Below are 18,314 nucleotides of genomic sequence, written 5' to 3' on the forward strand. Positions count from 1 at the left end.
GAGCGGGGAGCATCAGTCTCTGGCAGAACAAGACACCTGTGTCCCGGGAGGAGGACGACGCCGTGGCGCTCGTGCGCGTGTACTGCGGTCTGGCCTCGGCAGATCCGGCCGACCGATCGGCTTCGGCCGGAACGACGCTGACGTCCGCTGTGGTCGACGACGCAGGCCGTCTTCTGCACGTCTCCGAGATCGGTGACGACCCCGCCGGCTACGCCCGGCTGGTCGCGATGCTCGTCGAGCGGTCCGGCGGACCGGCCGGCGCGGCCATCGCCGCGGACAGCGACGACCACATCGTCACCTCGCTGCTTAGCGCCGCCGGCCGGCCGCTGGCCCTCGCGGACGACGACGCGGTCGACGACTTCGCCGAGCGCTTCGCCGACGACGACTCGCTGGAGGAGATGCAGTCCCCGCCGGCCGAGCGCCGCGCGGTCGGTCTCGCCCGGGCCCTGCAGGCCGGCGCGCTCTCCGCGGTGAGCCTCCCCACCCCGCGCGACCTCGCCGGCTACAAGCAGGTCCTGTCCGCGCACGCGGCGCTGGCCAGCGGGCGGCACTCGGCCGCGGTGACGCTGCGCGAGGTGCTCCGCGAGCTCTACCCGGCCGCGCTGCGGGCCTACCCCGACCCGGCCGAGCCGGTCGCCCTGGCGGTGCTCGACGCGCTGCCGGAGCCGGGCATGCTGACCGGCGCCGGCCGCGGCCGGGACATCGGCGCGGCCACCGACGCGGTGACCGCGCACCTCGCCGCCGAGGGCCTGGCGGACGCCGACACCGTCACCGAGGCGGTGACCGCGCTGCGGGTCGCCATCTCCGAGACGCCCCGACGGGCCACCGTCAACCGGGTGCTCACCGCCGCCGTCGCCGAGACGGTGCGGCAGGCCGTCGCGTCCGTCCGGGCCTGCGACGCCGGTTGCGACGCGCTGGTCGGCGCGCTGGCCGAGCGGACCACCCCCGCGCCGGTCGCCGGCCGCCGGGCCGCCGCGCGCCGCGGTGAGCCCGTCGACGAGTTGACCGCCCCGGCCGGGCTGCGCCCGGTGCGCCCGGCCCAGCCGGAGCCCGCCGTCGAGCCGGTCGGCCGGCGCAGCCGACCCGAACCGGAGCCCGAGGCCGTCGAGCCGGCGGGCCGCCGCAGCCGTCCCGAGCCGGTCCCCGGTGGCCGGCGCAGTCGCCCGGAGCCGGTCTCCGGTCCGGCCGCCCCGACCACGCCCCGACCGCTCGGCCCGCCGCCGGTGGCGCCCGCGCCGCTCGCGCCGCCGCCGGTCGCCCCGGCCCCGGTGACCCCCGTCGCCCCGGCGGCGGTACTGGGCCGCCCGATGTCCGCGCCACCGAGCCGCCCCGAGCCGACCGGCGCGCCGCTGCCCTCCCGGGTGGACGGACCGACCAACCGGCCGGTCTCCTCGCCGCCCCCGCCGCCGCCCGGGATCACCCCGATCGCCCCGGCCCAGCGTGGCGCGGTGCCGCCGGCCGAGGCCGGCGAGCCGTTCCGCCCCACGCTGACCACCGCCGCGATCAACAAGGCCCGGGCCGAGCGGCAGCGCACGATCATCCCGCCGCGCCCGAAGACCACTCCGGCCGAGCCGCCGACCGGCGGGTTCAGCGCCACCGACCTGAGCATCCCGGTGCCGAACCCGCGCCCGGCCGCCCCGGAGCCCGCACCGCCCGGCTCCCGCGCCAACTGGCCGCTGGTCAACAGCGGCGACGACCAGGCCGACCGGGAACGCGAGGCGCCCGCCTACCCGTACGGGCGGAGCGTGGACGCGCCGAGCGACCCGGGACGGGTCACCCCGCCGTGGCTCGCCGACGACCTGCCGCCGGAGCCCCCGATGCTGCGGCTGGTCGAGCCGCCGCCGCTGGCCGACCGGGCGCTGCGCACCGAGCTGGACCGGCCGACCGACCCGGGCCTCGACACGCCGCCACTGCGGTTGGTCGACCGGGGCGACCCGGCCCGGGCGATCGCCCGCGCCGAGATGCCCGCCCCGCTGGAGCGGCGTCCCGCGCCGAAGGAGCACCGGCCCCCGCCGGTCTCCGACGAGGGCGACGGCGACCTGTTGATCTTCGCGCAGGCCAAGTCCGCCTGGTTCGTCGGCCACGGCGACGAGGCCGACCTGGAGTGGGCGACCACCGCCGACACCGGTTGGCAGGCCGCCGAGCAGGCGGCCCGCCCCTCGATCGGCGCGGAGACCAAGGCCGGCCTGCCCAAGCGGGTCCCGCAGGCCAACCTGGTGCCCGGCTCGCCGCTGCGCGAGGAGCGTCCACTGCGGATCGTCCGCAACGCGGCGAGCCTCGCCGAGAACACCACCGGCTACTTCCGGGGGTGGCGACGCGGTCAGGAGATCGGCGGCTTCGCCGTCGGCGGTCGACCCGGCCGCGAGGCGGCCGGCGGCTGGGACTTCAGCCGGGACACCGGTGACCGTGACGACGAGCGGGAATACGAATACCGCTCGGCGGGCTACCGGTCCTGACCATCCGCCGACCGCGGGTGTTCCTGCCCACACCCGGATAATTTGACGCCAGGTCCGACCGGCCGGGAACATACCCGGCGGACCAGCGGCGGCGCGCGTTCGCCGGGGTGGGAAGGCGACTCCATTGGCGACACCGGCATTCGACTCCACCGTGCTCACCCGTCGGGGCGTCCTCGCGGCCGCGGCCGGCAGCCTGCTGCTCGCGGGCTGCGGACCGCAGGGTCAGCGGCCGGACGCGGGCGGAAGCAGCAGCGCGCCCGGTGACCAGAATCTGGTCGTCGGCGCCAGCCTGGAGCTGAGCGGGCGGGGCGCGGCGCTCGCGGTGGCCCAGCGGCGGGCCCTGGAGATCGCGGCGGAGTCGCTGAACCGTTCCGGCATCCCGGTCGGCAACCTGATGCGGTCGGTCCGGCTGGAGATCCGGGACAACGGAAGCGACCCGGAGGTCGCCGCCCGGCACGCCGCCGAGATGACCCGCGCCGGCGCGCACGCCCTGGTCGGCGGCGTCCTCGGCGACACCGCCACGGCCCTCGCGGTGGCCGCCCAGCGGCTCAAGACGCCGTTGTTGGCGCTCGGCTTCTCCGACCGCATCGTGCTGCCGCTCGCCGACCGGACGTTCAGCTTCAAGCTCACCCCGGACGCCGCCGACGTGGCCCGGCGGATGGTGGACCTGCTCGCGTCCCAGCGGGTCGGGCGGGTGGTCCTGCTGGCCGAGGACGGGCCGCACGGCGACTCCGGCGTCCGGGCGCTGAAGGAGGCGTTGGACAGCAGCGGCGTGGACCTGGCGCGCACGGTGCGCCTGCCCGGCGGCGGGCAGAGCTTCCGGGCCGCCGCCGAGCGGGCCGCCGCCGCGGACCCGGACGGCGTCGTCGTCTGGGCCACCGCGCCGGACACCGGCACGGCGGCGCGGGAACTGCGCCGCGCCGGCCACCGCGGCGCGCTCTTCTTCGACGCCGGCGCGGTGGTGGACGACACGTTGCGCGGCGCCAACGCGAAGGCGGTCGAGGGCGCGTACGCGGTGCATCCGGCCTGCCTGGGCGGCTCCGCGCTGACCGCCACCAGCGGGGCGCAGGTGGCCCGGCGGGACTTCGACTACCGCTACACCCAGAAGCACGGCTCCTCGGTCGGCTTCGCCCCGTACGCGGCGGACGCGCTCCAGCTCCTCGCGGCGGCGGCCCGGAAGGCGACGAGCCTCGACCGGGGCCGGCTGCGGGCGTTCCTGCAGACCCAGATGGCCGAGGGCATCGCCGGTGGGTACGCGTTCACCGCGGACCGGCACGGCGGCATGGAGGCCGACTCCCTCGGCGTCTACCAGGTGTCCCAGGGCGGCTGGGCCCGGTACGCCTGACCGCTGCGCCCGGACCGTCCCCGCCGGACGGTCCGGGTGACCACGTACCACGTCCGGCGACGGACAGCAGGAAGCGCCCGGTGGCCGATGGCCGCCGGGCGCTTCCGCGTGTGGGTCAGGCGGGTGCGACGGCCCGCGAGCGCCGCATGGTGAGCACGTACTCGACAAGCGAGATCAGCACGTGCTTCGTCGACTCCCGGTTCCGGGCGTCACACGGCACCACCGGCACGTCGCGGGAGATCGCCAGCGCGTCCCGGACGTCCTGCGGGTCGTGGTACTGCATGCCGTCGAAGCAGTTGATGGCCACCAGGTAGGGCAGCCGCCGGTGCTCGAAGAAGTCGATGGCGGCGAAGCAGTCGGCGAGCCGACGGGTGTCCACCATCACCACCGCGCCGATCGCTCCCCGGACCAGTTCGTCCCACATGAACCAGAACCGCGTCTGACCCGGCGTACCGAAGAGGTACAGGATCAGGTCACGGTCGATCGAGATACGACCGAAGTCCATCGCCACCGTGGTCGTCGTCTTGCCCGGCACCTGCCGGGTGTCGTCGACGCCCACGCCGGCGGAGGTCATGATCGCCTCGGTGGTCAGCGGCGTGATCTCCGAGACCGAGCCGACCAGCGTCGTCTTGCCGACGCCGAAACCACCGGCGATAACGATCTTCGCCGACGTCACGCGTCCGCTCGGCACCGGCGGCCGGTGCGACATGTCAGAGCCTGCGAAGTCCACTCAGCACCCTCTCCAGCAATTCAGTGCCCACCGCGTCGTCGGAGTCGTCCAGAATGGTCGGCTCGTGGACCGCGACCAGGCCATCCGTCGCCATGTCGGCGATGAGCACCCGGGCCACGCCGAGCGGAAGCTGCATCCGCGCCGCGATCTCGGCGAGCGACTGCACACGTCCGTCACACAACGCGGCTATGTACTGGTGTTCACGACCTTGGCCACCGTTGCCAGTGGCCACCGCTCGGCCGCGCACCGTCGTCTCGACGAGCGCCTCCAGGGCGATGTCGAGCCGAGGACGGGTACGACCACGGGTCACGGCGTACGGCCGGACCAACGCTCCGGTCGGTTCGTCACGATCCGCCATGTCGCCGCTCACCTCCCTCGTACCCGACACCGGCTCGCCCCGGTGACACCCGTCGCTGTCGTTGTTGTTCCCGCTCCTGACCCACCGGCCAGCGCGTCATTCAGCCCATCATCCCCACAGCCGTGCGCGGCTGTGGCGTCAGGGCGTCGCCCACCCGGTCTACGAGCAGGGCCATCTCGTACCCGACCTGGCCCACGTCGCAGCTACGCGCCGCGAGCACCGCGAACGACGAGCCGTCGGAGATGGACATCAGGAACAGGAAGCCGTTGTCCATCTCGACGACTGTCTGCAGCACCGCCCCACCCTCGAAGCAGCGCGCCGCGCCCTGGGTCAGGCTGACCAGGCCGGAGGCGATCGCCGCGAGCTGGTCGGCGCGGTCCCGCGGAAGGTCACGGGACGAGGCGAGAAGCAGGCCGTCGGCCGAGACCGCGACCGCGTGCGCCACTCCTGGCACCCGGTCGGCGAAGTTGGCGAGCAGCCATCCGAGATCCTGGGTAGTAGTCATCCTTGTTGCTCCTTCTGCCCGCTCCCGGCCACCGGGCCTGAGCCAGACTGCGAGGACTGCTGCCCGCCCGGAGTGCCCTCCGGGCCGGTCGTGTTGCTGTCAGTCGGGTGGTTACGCCCCCGCTGGACACCCCGATGGTAGGCCGAGAGCAGACCCCGGACGGCCTCCGGCGTCCGCCGCTGCGCCGCCGGCGCCGGCTTGTCGATGCTGCCGGGCACGAGCTGCGCCATCGGCGTCCGCTTCGGCAGGCCCTTCTGGGTGGTCTCGGCGACCGGAACCTCGGTGGCCGCCGAGGCGGCACGCCACCCGTCGTCCGCCGCGGTCTGCCACGGCGACGACTGCTGCGGGGCCGTGGGCTGCCGGGTGGGCAACCCCCCGGTGTACGAGGGACGGCCGTTGCCGTTCGCCGCCCGGTTGTCCCGCGGCGCTCCGCCGGCCGTCGGAGTGTGTGCCATCGGTGTGTTACCTGTCGTCGCGGGTGTCGGCTGCGGCACGGGCCGACCGGCGGTGTCCACCTTGGCGAACTGCTGCGTCGCGGCGCCGTTCGCCGGAGCCGGCTGGGCCGGCGCCGCCGACTCCTCGTTCGGCCCCGGCCGGCGGGTCCGGAACCACGCCGACTCGAGCTCCCGGAAGATCGGCAGCTCCATCGTCTCGTCCGCGTACCGCTGGCGGTTGCCGGCCTGCTGGGGCGCGACCGGCCGGGGCGCGGGGGCCACCGGCTGCGGCCTGGCCGGCGGGGTGGCGGCCTGCTGCTCCGCCGCCGACGGGGTCTCGGAACGCGGGACCCGGGGCAGCTCGGTGGTCATGTCCATGCCGCCGACGGGGCGCTCCGGCGCGACGGGCGCCGGTGCCGGGGCCTGGGTGACCGGCGGCCAGACCGGCGGCGCGCCGACGTGCGGCGCGGGCGCCGGACGCGACGGCAGCCGGTCGGCCGGCGGCGCGGACACCGGACGGCCGTCGGCCGTCGGACCGGAGACCGGCGCGGCCGACACCGGACGGGCCGGCAGCGGGGTGCCGGAGACCGGGGCCGCCGACACCGGACGGGTCGGCAGTGGAGTGCCGGAGACCGGCGCGGCCGACACCGGACGGCCCGAGTAGGGGTCGACCGGGTACGGGTCAACCGAGACCGGGTGCCCGGAAACGGGCGCGGCGGAGACCGGGCGGCCGGCGAACGGGTGACCGCCGGCCGGGGCGCCGGAGACCGGCGGCAGCGGCGGCGCGGACACCGGCGGGACCGGCGGGGCGGAGACCGGCGGCGGGTTGTAGGGCCGCGCCTCGGGGCTGCTGGGCAACTGGCGCGGGATCGCCGGCTGCTGGCCCGTGACGGCGGGGTCGCCGTCGCCCGGGTGGCGACGCTGGGGCAGCGGGTCGATCCGCTGGCCGTTCTCCGACCGCGGCGGGTAGCCGTCACCGGCGCTCGCGTTGGCCCCGGTCAGGTCGGACCAGGCCGGCATGGCACGACCGGCGTTCGCCGGGGTGCCGGCGCCGTTGCGGTGGCCCGGGTCGAAGGACCGGCCGCCGAGCGTGACCTGGTTGCCGGAGGCGCCGGGGTGTGGGGCGGGCGGCGGGGTGTGCGGTCCGTTGCCGAGCGCGGCCATGGCGCCGAACGCCGGGGCCGGGCCGGCGCCGAACGCCGGCGCGGGACCGCCCTGCTGCGGGCCGCCACCGAAGGCCGCGGCAAGACCACCCTGCTGCGGACCGCCGCCGAACGCCGACCCGGGACCGCCGTGCTGGGGGCCGGCGGCCGGGAGGGCCGGCACCGGTCCGCCGCGCCCGGCGAGGGCGCGCGGCACCAGGACCGTGGTGGGCAGCGTGACGTCGGCGACGGTGCCCCGGTCGGCGGCGGGCCGCAGCTCGACCTTGACGCCGTGCCGGGCCGCCAGCCGGGCGACCACGACGAGGCCCATCATCCGGGAGACCGCCACGTCCACCTGCGGCGGCGTGGCCAGTCGGTCGTTCAGGTCGTGGAGCTGGTCGGCGCTGATGCCGATGCCGCGGTCCTCGACGTAGAGGGAGGCGCGGTCGCCGACCCGGCGGGCCTCCACCATGACGTGCGAGTCCGGCGGGGAGAACGCGGTGGCGTTGTCGAACAGCTCGGCGACCAGGTGCACGAGGTCGTTGACCGCGTGCGCGGCGACCTCGATGTCCCGGTCGATGACGCCGAACTCGATCCGGGTGTAGTGCTCGACCTCGGACTGGGCGGCGCGGAGCACGTCGATCAGGGCGGCCGGCTCGCGCTGCACGCGGGTGGAGTCCGCGCCGGCGAGGACCAGCAGGTTCTCGTCGTTGCGGCGCATCCGGGTGGCCAGGTGGTCGAGCTGGAACAGCTCGGCCAGCCGGTCCGGGTCCTCCTCGCCGCGCTCCAGCCGGTCGAGGTGCCCGATCAGGCGGTCGACCAGGATCTGCGAGCGGCGGGCCAGGTTGACGAACATGGTCGCGACGGAGGCGCGCAGCGCGGCCTGCTCGGCCGCGGTCCGGACCGCCTCCAGGTGGACCGCGTTGAACGCCTCGGTCACCTGGCCGAACTCGTCCTTGCTGCGCACCGGCAGCGGTTCGGCGATCTGGTTGGCGAGCTGCACCGGGGAGAGCTGGCCGGTCACCTGCGGGTCGCGCAGCCGGGCGACCGCCTGCGGCAGGCCGTACTGGGCCACCGAGAGGGCGCCCTGGCGCAGGTCGCGCAGCGAGCGGGCCATCGAGCGGGCGACCAGGTAAGCGAAGAGGATCGCCAGCAGCAGCATGGTGAGCAGCAGGCCGGTCTCCAGGAACACCGCGCGTTGGGTGTCCGAGCGCAGCTCGTCGGCCTGCCGGACCACGTTGCCGTCCAGCCGGGACTCGACCGTGCGGATCAGCTTGGCGTTGCCGACCATGGCCTGGTCCCACTGGTCCGGGCCGAACGGCGCGCCCCGCATCGAGCCGCTGTTGTTGCCGCGCATGAAGCCGGTGAGGTTCTCCGCCTTGCGCAGGTCGGGACCCTCGACGGTCTGGTCGAAGAACTCGGAGTCGGCCGGGGTGGCGACGGACCGGAAGGTCGCGAGCGCCTGGGCCTGGGCGGTGCCGCTGGCGATGAACTGCTCGCGCAGCGCGGGACTGTACTGCCCCTGGGTGAGCGCCTGGTGCACGACCACCCGGCGCTGGGCCAGGTATTCCTTCTGCCGGGCCACCGCCGCGGCGGCGCGCATCCGGTCGCTGAGGTCGTTGTCGCCGGCGAGCTGGGTGGTCGAGTCGCGGATCGACAGCAGATCCTCGATCAGGCTGTCGTAGACCTTCTTCGCGTCGTCGATCTTGAGCTTGCCGTTCAGCACCTGGCTGCGGGTGGCCGGCAGGTCCTTGAGCTGGTCGTCGATCTCGTTCAGCCGGACCTCGAAGTTGCGCGGCAGGGCGTCGAGCTCGCCACGCTGCCGCGAGTAGGGCGCCTTCGCCTGGTCGACCCGCTGGTTGGCCCGGTTGAAGGCCTCCTGGTACTGCGCCCGGGTCTGGAGCTCCTTCGCGCCGAGGAAGAGCACCGAACCGGCCCGCTCGTCCTGCATCGTGTCGGCCAGGTCACCCGAGTAGCCGATCAGGCTGGCCAGGTCACCTGCCCGGTTGGCACTGTTGAGCGTCTCCAGGTGGTCGACCAGACCGCTGGTGCCCACCACGACCGTGGCGATGGTCGGCACGATCATGATCAGACCGAGCTTGGACCAGATCGGCATGTCGCGCAGCCGGCTCGCCGGCCGGCGCAGCCGCGACAGGAAGGAGCCCGCCGTCGTTGGCCGTTTGCTCACGTCACCGCCCTCGCAAAACCGCGTCCGACGTCACCTGAGGGCAACGCCGAGCGTCCGACCCGGCGGGTCGGACCTCCGAGATTCCATCACGCCGCCTCGCAAAGAGAAAGCCCAGGTTGTCCCTCGCCGGAGGTGTGATGAGATGTTGATGCAATTTGATAGCAATCCGTCTGGCCGGAGTCACTGAAGGTAATGGAACACCCGCACCGCGTCGTCCTCCTTGCCGGGCCGTCAGGCTCTGGAAAGTCGTACATAGCGCAGCGAACCGGACTTCCGGTGCTGTGCCTGGACGACTTCTACAAGGACGGCGATGACCCCTCGTGTCCACGCCGAAACGGACAGGTCGACTGGGAGTCCCCCGCGTCCTGGGACGCGGACATGGCGGTGGAAACAATTGCCCGATTGGCCCGGGAGGGCAAGGCCGAAGTGCCGGTTTATGCGATCGGCGCGGACCGGAGGGTGGCCACCCGGCCATTCGACGTCGACGGATCGCCATTCTTCGTCGCCGAAGGGATCTTCGCCGCCGAGATCGTCGCCGAGTGCCGGCGCCGGGGCCTGCTCGCCGGGGCGTACGCGCTGCGCCGCCCGCGCGGCGCCACCTTCCTCCGCCGGCTCGCCCGCGACCTGGGCGAACAGCGCAAGGCGCCCCGGGTGCTGCTGCGGCGTGGCCTCACGCTGCTGCGGGCCGAGCCGGCCGTGCTGCGTCGCCAGACCGGGCTGGGCGCCGAGGCGGCCCGGGCCGGCGAGGTACTGCGCGGGGTGGCCGCCCTGCTCGCCGGCCACCCCCGCCGACCCTGATCAGCCGATCAGCTTGGCGTACGCCGGCTTGATCACCTCGTCGATGATCCGCAGGCGCTCGTCGAACGGGATGAAGGCGCTCTTCATCGCGTTGATGGTGAACCACTGGAGTTCCTTCCAGCCGTAGCCGAACGCCTCCACCAGCAGCGCCATCTCGCGCGACATCGAGGTGCCGCTCATCAGCCGGTTGTCGGTGTTCACCGTCACCCGGAAGCGCAGGTCACGCAGCAGCCCGATCGGGTGGTCGGCGATCGACGCCGCCGCCCCGGTCTGCACGTTCGACGACGGGCACAGCTCCAGCGGGATGCGCTTGTCCCGCACGTACGCGGCCAGCCGACCCAGCGCCGGCGGGTTGCCCGTCGTGATGTCGTCCACGATCCGGACGCCGTGACCGAGCCGGTCCGCGCCGCACCACTGGATCGCCTGCCAGATCGACGGCAGCCCGAACGCCTCACCGGCGTGGATGGTGAAGTGGAAGTTCTCCCGCTGGAGATATTCGAACGCGTCCAGGTGCCGGGTGGGCGGGAAGCCGGCCTCGGCGCCGGCGATGTCGAAGCCGACCACGCCGGTGTCCCGGTGCCGCACCGCCAGCTCGGCGATCTCCTGCGACCGGGCGGCGTGCCGCATCGCGGTGAGCAGGGTGCCGATCCGGATCGGCGTGCCCGCCTCGGCGGCCAGCGCGCTGCCCTCGCGGAACCCGGTGACCACGGCCTCGACCACCTCGTCCAGGGTCAGGTTCCGCTCCAGGTGCTGCTCCGGCGCGAACCGGACCTCGGCGTAGACGACGCCGTCGGCGGCCAGGTCCAGCGCGCACTCCCGGGCGACCCGCCGCAACGCGGACGCGGTCTGCATCACCGCCACGGTGTGCGCGAACGTCTCCAGGTAGCGCTCCAGCGAACCGGAGTTCGCCGCCTCGGCGAACCAGCGACCGAGCGCCTCCGGGTCGGTGGCGGGCAGTTCGTGGCCGGCCTCGGCGGCCAGCTCGACAATCGTCGCGGGCCGCAGGCCGCCGTCGAGGTGATCGTGCAGCAGCGCCTTCGGGACCTTGACGATGTCCTCGTACGAGATTGCGACCATGCTCAGACCCTAGTCACCTACGGTGCCGGCCCGGCACCGGACCGGCTCAGGGGCGCCAGCCGTACACCCGCTCGACTCGCAGGCGCACCACCAGGCGACCGTCGGCCACCATGGCGGCCCGGTAGTCCGCCCAGTCCGGGTGCTCGCCGCGGATCCGCCGGTAGACCTCGACCAGTTCCTCGACCGTCGCGTCGTCGGTCGCGGCGGCCGGCGGGGTGAGCGCCACCGCGCCCTCGGCCACCGCGTACGCGCCGCCGTCGGCGGTGGTCACGTGGAAGCTGGCCCGCGGGTCGCGGCGCAGGTTGCGCACCTTGGCCCGGTCGCCCGTGGTGGAGCAGCGGATCAGGCCCGGCTCGGCCAGGTAGTCGACGTTGGACAACTGGGGACGGCCGTCGCGGCGCAGGGTGACCAGCACCCCGCGTCCGTGCTCGCCGAACAGCTCCCAGAGCCGCGCGCTCACGCGGTCACCCGCAGCGGCGCGAGTGCGGCGGCCAGCCGGACGAGCCGGTCGAGCATCAGCCCGGCGGCCTCGTCCCGGCCCGGGTCGGCACGCAGCTCGCCCGACTCGTCCAGCGCCTGTCGCAGGAAGACGACCACCGCGTCGTTGACCGGTGTCATGTTCAAGGTCGTCACCACCTGCTTGATCATCTGCACCGCGCGCAGGCCCCCGGAGGTCATCCCGTAGCTGACGAAGCCCACCGGCTTGTGCTGCCACTCGTGGTAGAGGTAGTCGATCGCGTTCTTGAGCGGCGCGCTGAAACCGTAGTTGTACTCCGGCATCACCAGGACGAAGGCGTCCGCGGCGTCGGTGGTGGCGCTCCACGCGCGGGTGTGCTCGTGTAGGTAGACCCGCTCCGACGGATGGTGCGGCTCGTCGTGGAAGGGCAGTCCGACCTCGGCCAGGTCGACGAGGCGCACCTCGTCGAAGCCGCCGTGGCGGACGGCGGCGGCGGTGAACCAGTCACCGATGCGACGGCCAACCCGACCGGGGCGGGTGCTGGCGACGATCACGTTCAGGCGGGGCATGGTGCGGTCACTCCTGTCGGTTCGGCGGCCGGGGCCGGCACGGTGAGTCGGGGAACGAGCCAGGCGACGATCGGACCGATGCCGACCGCGTAGAGCAGGGTGCCGGGACCGACGGCCCCGCCGAGCAGCCAACCGACCGCCAGCACGGTCACCTCGATCAGGGTGCGTACCGGGCCGAGCGGAAGGCCGCGGGCGGCCAGGCCGGTCATCAGGCCGTCGCGCGGACCGGGACCGAGGCGGGCGCCCAGGTAGAGCGCGGTGGCGAGACCGTTGAGCAGGACGCCCGCGACAAGCAGTCCGGTCCGGCCGGCGAGCGGGTCGACCGGGGGGACCAGGGCAAGTGTCCCGTCGAGAGCCAGCCCGACCAGGGCGACGTTCGCCACCGTGCCGACGCCGGGGCGCTGCCGCAACGGGATCCACAGCAGCAGCACCAGCAGCGCCACGCCGTTGACCAGCAGACCCATCGGCAGACGGGTGCGGGCGGCGAGGCCCTGGTGCAGCACGTCCCAGGAGGCGAGGCCGAGGTCGGCGCGGACCATCAGCGCGACGCTGACACCGAACAGGGCCAGGCCGGCGAGAAGCCGGACCACCCGGGCCGGCATTTTCGTTGACATGTCATCAACCTACGCGGCGGGTTGGTGACATGTCAACCAGTCGGTAGGATCGGGGCATGGAGGAACCGCGCTGGCTCGACGAGCGGGAGGACCGCGCGTGGCGGGGCTACCGGCGGATGCGCCGGCTGCTCGACCTGGAGCTGGCCCGTGAGCTGATGCAGGACGCCGGCCTCTCCGAGCCGGACTACGACGTGCTGAGCGACCTCTCCGAGACCCCCGGCCAGCGGATGCGGCTCAGCGAGCTGGCCGACCGGATGCTCTGGTCCCGCAGCCGGCTGTCCCACCACATCTCCCGGATGCAGCAACGCGGCCTGGTCGTCCGGGAGGAGTGCGCGACCGACGGGCGCGGCTCGGTCGTGACCCTCACCCCGGCCGGCCGGCGGGCCGTCGAGGCCGCCGCGCCGGGACACGTGGCCGCCGTCCGTCGCCACCTGATCGACCTGCTCACCCCGGCCGAGCTGGCGGCACTCGGCACACTCAGCCAGCGGGTGGTCGACCGTCTCGCCGGCCGACCCGGCGACGGCGACGATCGACGCGCGGACGCGGGGGGCTGAGCCGTGGACCACCGGATCCTGGCCCGGCTGCGCTGCCCGGTCTGCGCCGAGCCGCTGGCCGAGGCCACCGCCGGCACCACCCGCGCGCTGCGCTGCCCGCGCGGGCACAGCTTCGACACCGCCCGGCAGGGCTACGTCAACCTGCTCGCCGGCCGGGCCCCGCACAGCGGCGACAGCGCCGAGATGGTGGCCGCCCGGGCGGACTTCCTCGCCGCCGGGCACTACGACACCGTCGCCGCCGCGCTGGCCGCCGCCGGCCGGGTCACGGCCGGGGACCCGTACCCCCTGGTGGTGGAGCCCGGCGCCGGGACCGGGCACTACCTCGCGGCGGTGCTGGCGGCGCTGCCGGACGCCGCCGGCCTGGCCCTCGACGTCTCCAAGCCGGCGCTGCGCCGCGCGGCCCGGGCCCACCAGCGCGCCGCCGCCGCGCTGGCCGACACCTGGCAGCGGCTGCCGCTGGCCGACCGGTCCGTGCGCGTGCTGCTGAACGTCTTCGCGCCGCGCAACGGCCCGGAGTTCCACCGGGTGCTCGACCCGGCCGGCGCGCTGCTGGTGGTCACCCCGGCCACCGACCACCTCGGCGAGCTGGTCGAGGCGCTCGACCTGCTGCGGGTGGACCCGGCCAAGGCCGACCGGGTCACCGGCAGTCTGGGCGCGCACTTCGTCGAGGAGTCCGCCACCGAGCACCGGGCCCGGCTGGCGTTGACCCGTGCCGAGGTCACCACGCTCGTCGGAATGGGGCCGAGTGCCTGGCACGCGGACCCGGACCGGCTCGCCGCGCGGATCGCCGCGCTGCCCGAGCCGACACCTGTCACGCTCGCCGTGCGGCTCGGCACGCACCGCCCGCGCTGAGCGGGCTCAGGTGGAGAGGTCGACCTCTTCCCAGCCCGGCGGATCGTCGTGGTACGGCCCACGCAGCACCACCGCCCACTCCAGCGCCCACCGGCGCTGCCCGATCGCGTTGGCGTCCACCAGCCCGGGCAGCTCCCGCCCGGCCCTCTCCGTCTCCAGATAGGCCCAGTCCAGGCAGTAGTGCAGGTCGAGCAGCGCGGCGGCGTCGGCGGGATGCTGCGGCGCGGCCAGGATCCGGGCCCGCCACTGCGGAAACGTCTCCCCGGTGACCAGGTTCGGCATCCGCTCCACCAGCCGCTCGTCCACCGGCACGGTCGGGTCGAGCTGCTTGCTCAGGCCGAGCACCCAGGCCAGCGAGAAGAGCGCGTCGTGGTGCAGCACGAACGAGCGGTGGTCGCCCCGGCCGCCCATCACGAACTGCCACTCCGGCGGCGTCAGCATCTCCACCAGGTGCGACTCCAGCAGCCAGCTCATCGCGGCCTGCGGCGGCATGCCGAAGCAGCGGGCCAGGATCAGGTGCAGCACCGCGATCCGCGCTTCGATCTCCGGCGTCGGGCGCAACTCGATCTCGTCGCCCGGCTCCCAGACCAGCGGAAACTGCGGCGGGGGCAGCGGAAGACCCAGCCGGGACAACTCGTCGAGGCTCGCCTCACGGACGGCCCGGGGGTCGGGAGCGGATACGCGCAACGCCTCAGTCCCTGTCTGCTCGCCTCGGCTCGATGCCGGTCGGTCCCCCTGGCCTGCGAGGATAGCGGCTCCGACCGGCCCGGCACCATGGCCCGCCGGTCAGCCGACCCGTTCGATCACCAGCGGCGTGGTGGTGGGGGCCGCCGGCGCCACCCGGATCGCGTCCCGGGCCTGCGCCAACGCGGCCGGGATCCGCTCGGCGTGCTCGGCGCGCAGCTCAAACAGCGGGTCACCGACGCGCACCGGGTCGCCCGGACGCTTGTGCAGCACCACGCCGGCCGGCACGCTGACCGGGTCCTCCTTGCGGGCCCGGCCGGCGCCGAGGCGCCAGGCGGCCACCCCGATCGCGTACGCGTCCACCTCGGCCACCCAGCCGTCCTCGGTCGCGGTGACCAGCTCGACCTCGTTGGCGGTCGGCATCGGCGCGTCCGGGTCGCCGCCCTGCGCCCGGATCATCGCGCGCCACGAGTCCATGGCCCGCCCGTCGCGCAGCGCGGCGGCCGGGTCGGCGTCCGGCAGGCCGGCGACGTCGAGCATCTCCCGGGCCAGCGCCAGCGTCAGCTCCACCACGTCGGCCGGGCCGCCGCCGGCCAGCACCTCCACCGACTCGGTGACCTCGACCGCGTTGCCGACGGCCAGGCCGAGCGGGGTGGACATGTCGGTGAGCAGGGCGACCGTCCGCACGCCGTGCGCGCCGCCCAGCTCGACCATGGTGCGGGCCAGCTCGCGGGCGTCGTCGACGTTCTTCATGAACGCGCCCGAGCCGACCTTCACGTCGAGCACCAGCGCCCCGGTGCCCTCGGCGATCTTCTTGCTCATGATCGAGCTGGCGATCAGCGGGATCGCCTCGACGGTGCCGGTGACGTCGCGCAGCGCGTACAGCTTCCGGTCGGCCGGGGCAAGCCCGTCACCGGCCGCGCAGATCACCGCGCCGACGTCGCGGAGCTGGGCGATGAACTCGTCGTTGGACAGCGCCGCGCGCCAGCCGGGGATCGACTCCAGCTTGTCGAGCGTGCCGCCGGTGTGGCCGAGGCCCCGGCCGGAGAGCTGCGGGACGGCCGCGCCGCACGCGGCGACCAGCGGGGTCAGCGGCAGGGTGATCTTGTCACCCACGCCGCCGGTGGAGTGCTTGTCGACGGTCGGCCGGGCCACCGGCGACAGGTCCAGCCGCTCACCGCTGGCGATCATCGCGGCGGTCCACCGGGCGATCTCCGGGCCGGTCATGCCGCGCAGCAGGATCGCCATGGCCAGCGCCGACATCTGCTCGTCGGCCACCAACCCCTTGGTGTACGCGTCGACCACCCAGTCGATCTGCCCGTCGCCCAGCACGCCTCCGTCCCGCTTGGCCCGGATGACGTCAACCGCCGTGAAAGCACTCACCACAAGATCCAATCAGTAATAGCGCGTGCGCGAGGTCCACCCGACCCGCGAACGGTGACCACATCGGGCCTGGGCCGACCTCAACCCCAACGAACCGGGATCTCCGACGGCGGCTCGCCCTCACCGGCCCAGAAGATGGTGCCGGACGCGTCCACCACCACCACGCGCGGCGTCCGCGCCAACCCCCACTCGATCGCCCCGACCGAATCGTCCCAGGTCGGGCCCTCTTCCAGCACACCGGTCTCGGCGCCCTCGGTGTCGCCTGCCGACCGCTCCCAGTAGGCCGTCCAGACCTGCCGCCCGTCCGAGAGGTCGGGGTGCACGAACACCGTGCCCCGCCCCCGCCAGGCGGCCAGCCGGTCCGGCACCACGGGCACCGGGCGCTCGCCGGTGACCGCCTCGATGTCGGCCACGTCGAAGGCGTGCGGCAGCAGCTCGGCCATCCGCAAGGGTCCACCCTTCGCCTCGATCAGGCACTCCGGGCCGCCCTGCTCCCAGAGCAACTGCCGGCACCTGCCGCACGGCATCAGCGGCTCGCCGGTCGCGTCGACGCAGGACAGCGCCACGATCCGGCCGCCGCCGGTGGCGTGCAGCGAGGAGACCACGCCGCACTCGGCACAGAGCACCACGCCGTACGCGGCGTTCTCCACGTTGCAGCCGACCACCACCCGGCCGTCGTCGACCAGGGCCGCGGCCCCGACCGGGAACTTCGAGTAGGGCACGTAGGCGTGCCGCATCACCTCGGTGGCGGCGGCCCGCAGCCGCTCCCAGTCGATGTCCATCACGACTCCCATTCTGCCCAATTCACGCCGATCGGTCGCGAGCGCGGCCGGAGACGACGGTGCCCGGCGGGTCACCCCCGCCGGGCACGGTGCGTCGCGCGGCGGTCAGCCCTTGATGTACGGCTTGCCGTCGGCGGCCGGCGCCCGGACCCTGCCGACCAGCCCGGCCACCGCCAGGATCGTCGCCAGGTAGGGCAGCATCGCCAGGAACTGGCTCGGGATGCCGCTGCCGATCGCGCCCAGGTAGGTGGCGAGCTGGTCGGCGAAGCCGAAGAAGAGCGCCGCGAGCAGCGCGCCGGTCGGGCTCCACCGGCCGAAGATCAGCGCGGCCAGGGCGATGAAGCCCTTGCCGCCGATCATGTTCTTGGTGAACGAGTAGAGCGCCAGCGTGTACGACGCACCGCCGACGCCGGCCACCAGACCGGCCATGATCACGTTGCGGTAGCGCAGCCGCAGCACCTTCACGCCGAGCGTGTCGGCGGCGGTCGGGTGCTCGCCGACCGACCGGGTCCGCAGGCCCCACCGGGTACGGAACAGCGCCAGGTGGATGACCAGCACCAGCAGCAGGCCGAGGTAGAGGAAGATGTTGCCCCGGAACAGCGCCGGCCCGAGCAGCGGGATGTCCTTCAGCAGCGGGATCTCCCAGTTGCTGAACCGCGGCGCGCTGTTGTACTTCGCCGCGTCGGTCTGCATCAGCCGCTCGTAGAGGAAGCCGGTGACGCCGACCGCCAGCAGGTTGAGCACGATGCCCATGACCACCTGGTCGACCAGGTAGCGGATGGCGAACACGGCCAGCAGCAGCGAGATGAACGCGCCACCGATCGCGGCGGCCACCAGGCCGACCCAGACGCTGCCGGAGATGCTGCCGAACAGCGCGCCGGAGAAGGCGCCCATCAGCAACTGGCCCTCGATCGCCACGTTGACCACGCCGGATCGCTCGCAGAGCACACCGGCAAGCGCGCCGAAGATCAGCGGCAGCGCCAGGACGAACGTGCCCCGCAGCACGTTGACCAGCGGCATGAAGTTGCGGCCCTCGGGGGCGGCGGAGACCTGCCAGCACAGGAAGCTCAGCACGAAGGCGACCAGGCCGGCGCCGAGCAGCAGGGTGAACCAGCGCTTGGGCACGCCGGCCAGCAGCGCGGCCCCGGTCGCGGCGGCGATGACCCCGAACAGGATCGCGCCGACCGTGCCGTTGATCTCCAGGGCGGCACCGCCCTCGGTCTCGCTGAGCGTGAAGCGGGCCTGCTGGTCGGTGGCGAGCGCGCCGAACAGCACCGCCGCGAGCACGCCCAGCGCCAACAGGACGGCGCCGGCCTTGCGGGCCCGCGTCCAGAAACCCTCGTCGACCGCGGTGACCGCGACGTCGGGGACAGCGGTGGTGGACAT

At 74.2% G+C, this 18,314-nt stretch carries 16 protein-coding genes and 2 pseudogenes; 5 read left to right on the forward strand and 13 right to left on the reverse strand.

Annotated elements, in window-relative coordinates; genetic code table 11:
- Positions 1–38 precede the first annotated feature (38 nt).
- Positions 39–2,456, forward strand: a complete 2,418-nt coding sequence (locus ACIA5A_RS09140; protein WP_396758427.1) for a transposase — start codon at positions 39–41, stop codon at positions 2,454–2,456.
- A 124-nt stretch (positions 2,457–2,580) separates the two neighbouring features.
- On the forward strand, positions 2,581–3,801 hold the full coding sequence (locus ACIA5A_RS09145) for an ABC transporter substrate-binding protein (RefSeq protein ID WP_396758430.1): 1,221 nt from the start codon (positions 2,581–2,583) through the stop codon (positions 3,799–3,801).
- A 115-nt stretch (positions 3,802–3,916) separates the two neighbouring features.
- On the opposite strand, the gene ACIA5A_RS09150 is transcribed toward ACIA5A_RS09145, so the two are convergent.
- The 5 genes and pseudogenes from ACIA5A_RS09150 to ACIA5A_RS09170 form a co-directional block, all read right to left on the reverse strand.
- Positions 3,917–4,510, reverse strand: a complete 594-nt coding sequence (locus ACIA5A_RS09150) for an ATP/GTP-binding protein (RefSeq protein ID WP_091061022.1) — start codon at positions 4,508–4,510, stop codon at positions 3,917–3,919.
- A 1-nt stretch (position 4,511) separates the two neighbouring features.
- Entirely contained in the window at positions 4,512–4,889 is a 378-nt protein-coding gene (locus ACIA5A_RS09155; RefSeq protein WP_091416218.1) for a DUF742 domain-containing protein, read from the reverse strand.
- Between the two features lie 100 nt (positions 4,890–4,989).
- Complete coding sequence (locus ACIA5A_RS09160; RefSeq protein WP_013283992.1) at positions 4,990–5,394, reverse strand: roadblock/LC7 domain-containing protein; 405 nt, start codon at positions 5,392–5,394, stop codon at positions 4,990–4,992.
- Positions 5,391–6,503 (reverse strand): annotated as a pseudogene (locus ACIA5A_RS09165) (ATPase); the annotation flags it as partial. The gene ACIA5A_RS09160 and the pseudogene ACIA5A_RS09165, both read right to left, overlap by 4 nt.
- Positions 6,504–7,139: 636 nt before the next feature.
- Positions 7,140–9,158 (reverse strand): annotated as a pseudogene (locus ACIA5A_RS09170) (nitrate- and nitrite sensing domain-containing protein); the annotation flags it as partial.
- 459 nt (positions 9,159–9,617) lie between these two features.
- Here ACIA5A_RS09170 and ACIA5A_RS09175 point away from each other — a divergent pair.
- Entirely contained in the window at positions 9,618–9,956 is a 339-nt protein-coding gene (locus ACIA5A_RS09175; protein ID WP_396758434.1) for a hypothetical protein, read from the forward strand.
- On the opposite strand, the gene ACIA5A_RS09180 is transcribed toward ACIA5A_RS09175, so the two are convergent.
- The 4 genes from ACIA5A_RS09180 to ACIA5A_RS09195 are packed head-to-tail and all read right to left on the reverse strand — an operon-like array spanning position 9,957 to position 12,673.
- The gene (locus tag ACIA5A_RS09180; protein WP_396758437.1) at positions 9,957–11,033 is read right to left on the reverse strand and encodes an adenosine deaminase; all 1,077 of its coding nucleotides are present in this window, start codon (positions 11,031–11,033) and stop codon (positions 9,957–9,959) included.
- A 46-nt stretch (positions 11,034–11,079) separates the two neighbouring features.
- Positions 11,080–11,493 (reverse strand): PPOX class F420-dependent oxidoreductase, encoded by a 414-nt coding sequence (locus ACIA5A_RS09185; RefSeq protein ID WP_396758440.1) that lies wholly within the window; start codon positions 11,491–11,493, stop codon positions 11,080–11,082.
- On the reverse strand, positions 11,490–12,059 hold the full coding sequence (locus ACIA5A_RS09190; RefSeq protein ID WP_396758442.1) for an NADPH-dependent FMN reductase: 570 nt from the start codon (positions 12,057–12,059) through the stop codon (positions 11,490–11,492). The genes ACIA5A_RS09185 and ACIA5A_RS09190 overlap by 4 nt, the downstream gene beginning before the upstream one ends.
- Positions 12,047–12,673 (reverse strand): YitT family protein, encoded by a 627-nt coding sequence (locus ACIA5A_RS09195; protein ID WP_396758445.1) that lies wholly within the window; start codon positions 12,671–12,673, stop codon positions 12,047–12,049. The genes ACIA5A_RS09190 and ACIA5A_RS09195 overlap by 13 nt, the downstream gene beginning before the upstream one ends.
- A gap of 56 nt (positions 12,674–12,729) precedes the next feature.
- Here ACIA5A_RS09195 and ACIA5A_RS09200 point away from each other — a divergent pair, with 56 nt between their 5' ends.
- Both ACIA5A_RS09200 and ACIA5A_RS09205 read left to right on the forward strand, forming a co-directional pair.
- A complete protein-coding gene (locus ACIA5A_RS09200) occupies positions 12,730–13,227 on the forward strand; it encodes a MarR family winged helix-turn-helix transcriptional regulator (protein ID WP_396758448.1) in 498 nt (165 codons plus the stop codon).
- Between the two features lie 3 nt (positions 13,228–13,230).
- Positions 13,231–14,079, forward strand: a complete 849-nt coding sequence (locus ACIA5A_RS09205) for a putative RNA methyltransferase (protein ID WP_396758451.1) — start codon at positions 13,231–13,233, stop codon at positions 14,077–14,079.
- A 6-nt stretch (positions 14,080–14,085) separates the two neighbouring features.
- Here ACIA5A_RS09205 and ACIA5A_RS09210 read toward each other — a convergent pair whose 3' ends face one another.
- From ACIA5A_RS09210 to ACIA5A_RS09225, 4 genes are all read right to left on the reverse strand, one after another.
- Positions 14,086–14,766 carry a DUF4272 domain-containing protein gene (locus ACIA5A_RS09210; protein WP_396758454.1) on the reverse strand — a complete coding sequence of 227 codons (681 nt, stop codon included), beginning with the start codon at positions 14,764–14,766 and terminating at the stop codon, positions 14,086–14,088.
- Between the two features lie 99 nt (positions 14,767–14,865).
- Positions 14,866–16,146, reverse strand: a complete 1,281-nt coding sequence (locus tag ACIA5A_RS09215) for a thymidine phosphorylase (RefSeq protein WP_396758457.1) — start codon at positions 16,144–16,146, stop codon at positions 14,866–14,868.
- An 80-nt stretch (positions 16,147–16,226) separates the two neighbouring features.
- The gene (locus ACIA5A_RS09220) at positions 16,227–16,940 is read right to left on the reverse strand and encodes a cytidine deaminase (protein WP_396758460.1); all 714 of its coding nucleotides are present in this window, start codon (positions 16,938–16,940) and stop codon (positions 16,227–16,229) included.
- A 93-nt stretch (positions 16,941–17,033) separates the two neighbouring features.
- Positions 17,034–18,314, reverse strand: coding sequence for an ABC transporter permease (locus ACIA5A_RS09225; RefSeq protein ID WP_396758463.1), 1,281 nt, complete (start codon positions 18,312–18,314; stop codon positions 17,034–17,036).

This window comes from Micromonospora sp. NPDC051300, assembly GCF_044455315.1.
In the GTDB taxonomy this organism is placed as follows: Bacteria; Actinomycetota; Actinomycetes; order Mycobacteriales; family Micromonosporaceae; genus Micromonospora; species Micromonospora robiginosa.

Coding starts and splice junctions, on each gene's coding strand:
- ACIA5A_RS09150 (WP_091061022.1), bottom strand. CDS start 4,510: ATGTCGCACCGGCCGCCGGTGCCGAGCGGACGCGTGACGTCGGCGAAG.
- ACIA5A_RS09155 (WP_091416218.1), bottom strand. CDS start 4,889: ATGGCGGATCGTGACGAACCGACCGGAGCGTTGGTCCGGCCGTACGCC.
- ACIA5A_RS09160 (WP_013283992.1), bottom strand. CDS start 5,394: ATGACTACTACCCAGGATCTCGGATGGCTGCTCGCCAACTTCGCCGAC.
- ACIA5A_RS09180 (WP_396758437.1), bottom strand. CDS start 11,033: ATGGTCGCAATCTCGTACGAGGACATCGTCAAGGTCCCGAAGGCGCTG.
- ACIA5A_RS09190 (WP_396758442.1), bottom strand. CDS start 12,059: ATGCCCCGCCTGAACGTGATCGTCGCCAGCACCCGCCCCGGTCGGGTT.
- ACIA5A_RS09195 (WP_396758445.1), bottom strand. CDS start 12,673: ATGTCAACGAAAATGCCGGCCCGGGTGGTCCGGCTTCTCGCCGGCCTG.
- ACIA5A_RS09200 (WP_396758448.1), top strand. CDS start 12,730: ATGGAGGAACCGCGCTGGCTCGACGAGCGGGAGGACCGCGCGTGGCGG.
- ACIA5A_RS09220 (WP_396758460.1), bottom strand. CDS start 16,940: ATGGGAGTCGTGATGGACATCGACTGGGAGCGGCTGCGGGCCGCCGCC.
- ACIA5A_RS09225 (WP_396758463.1), bottom strand. CDS start 18,314: ATGTCCACCACCGCTGTCCCCGACGTCGCGGTCACCGCGGTCGACGAG.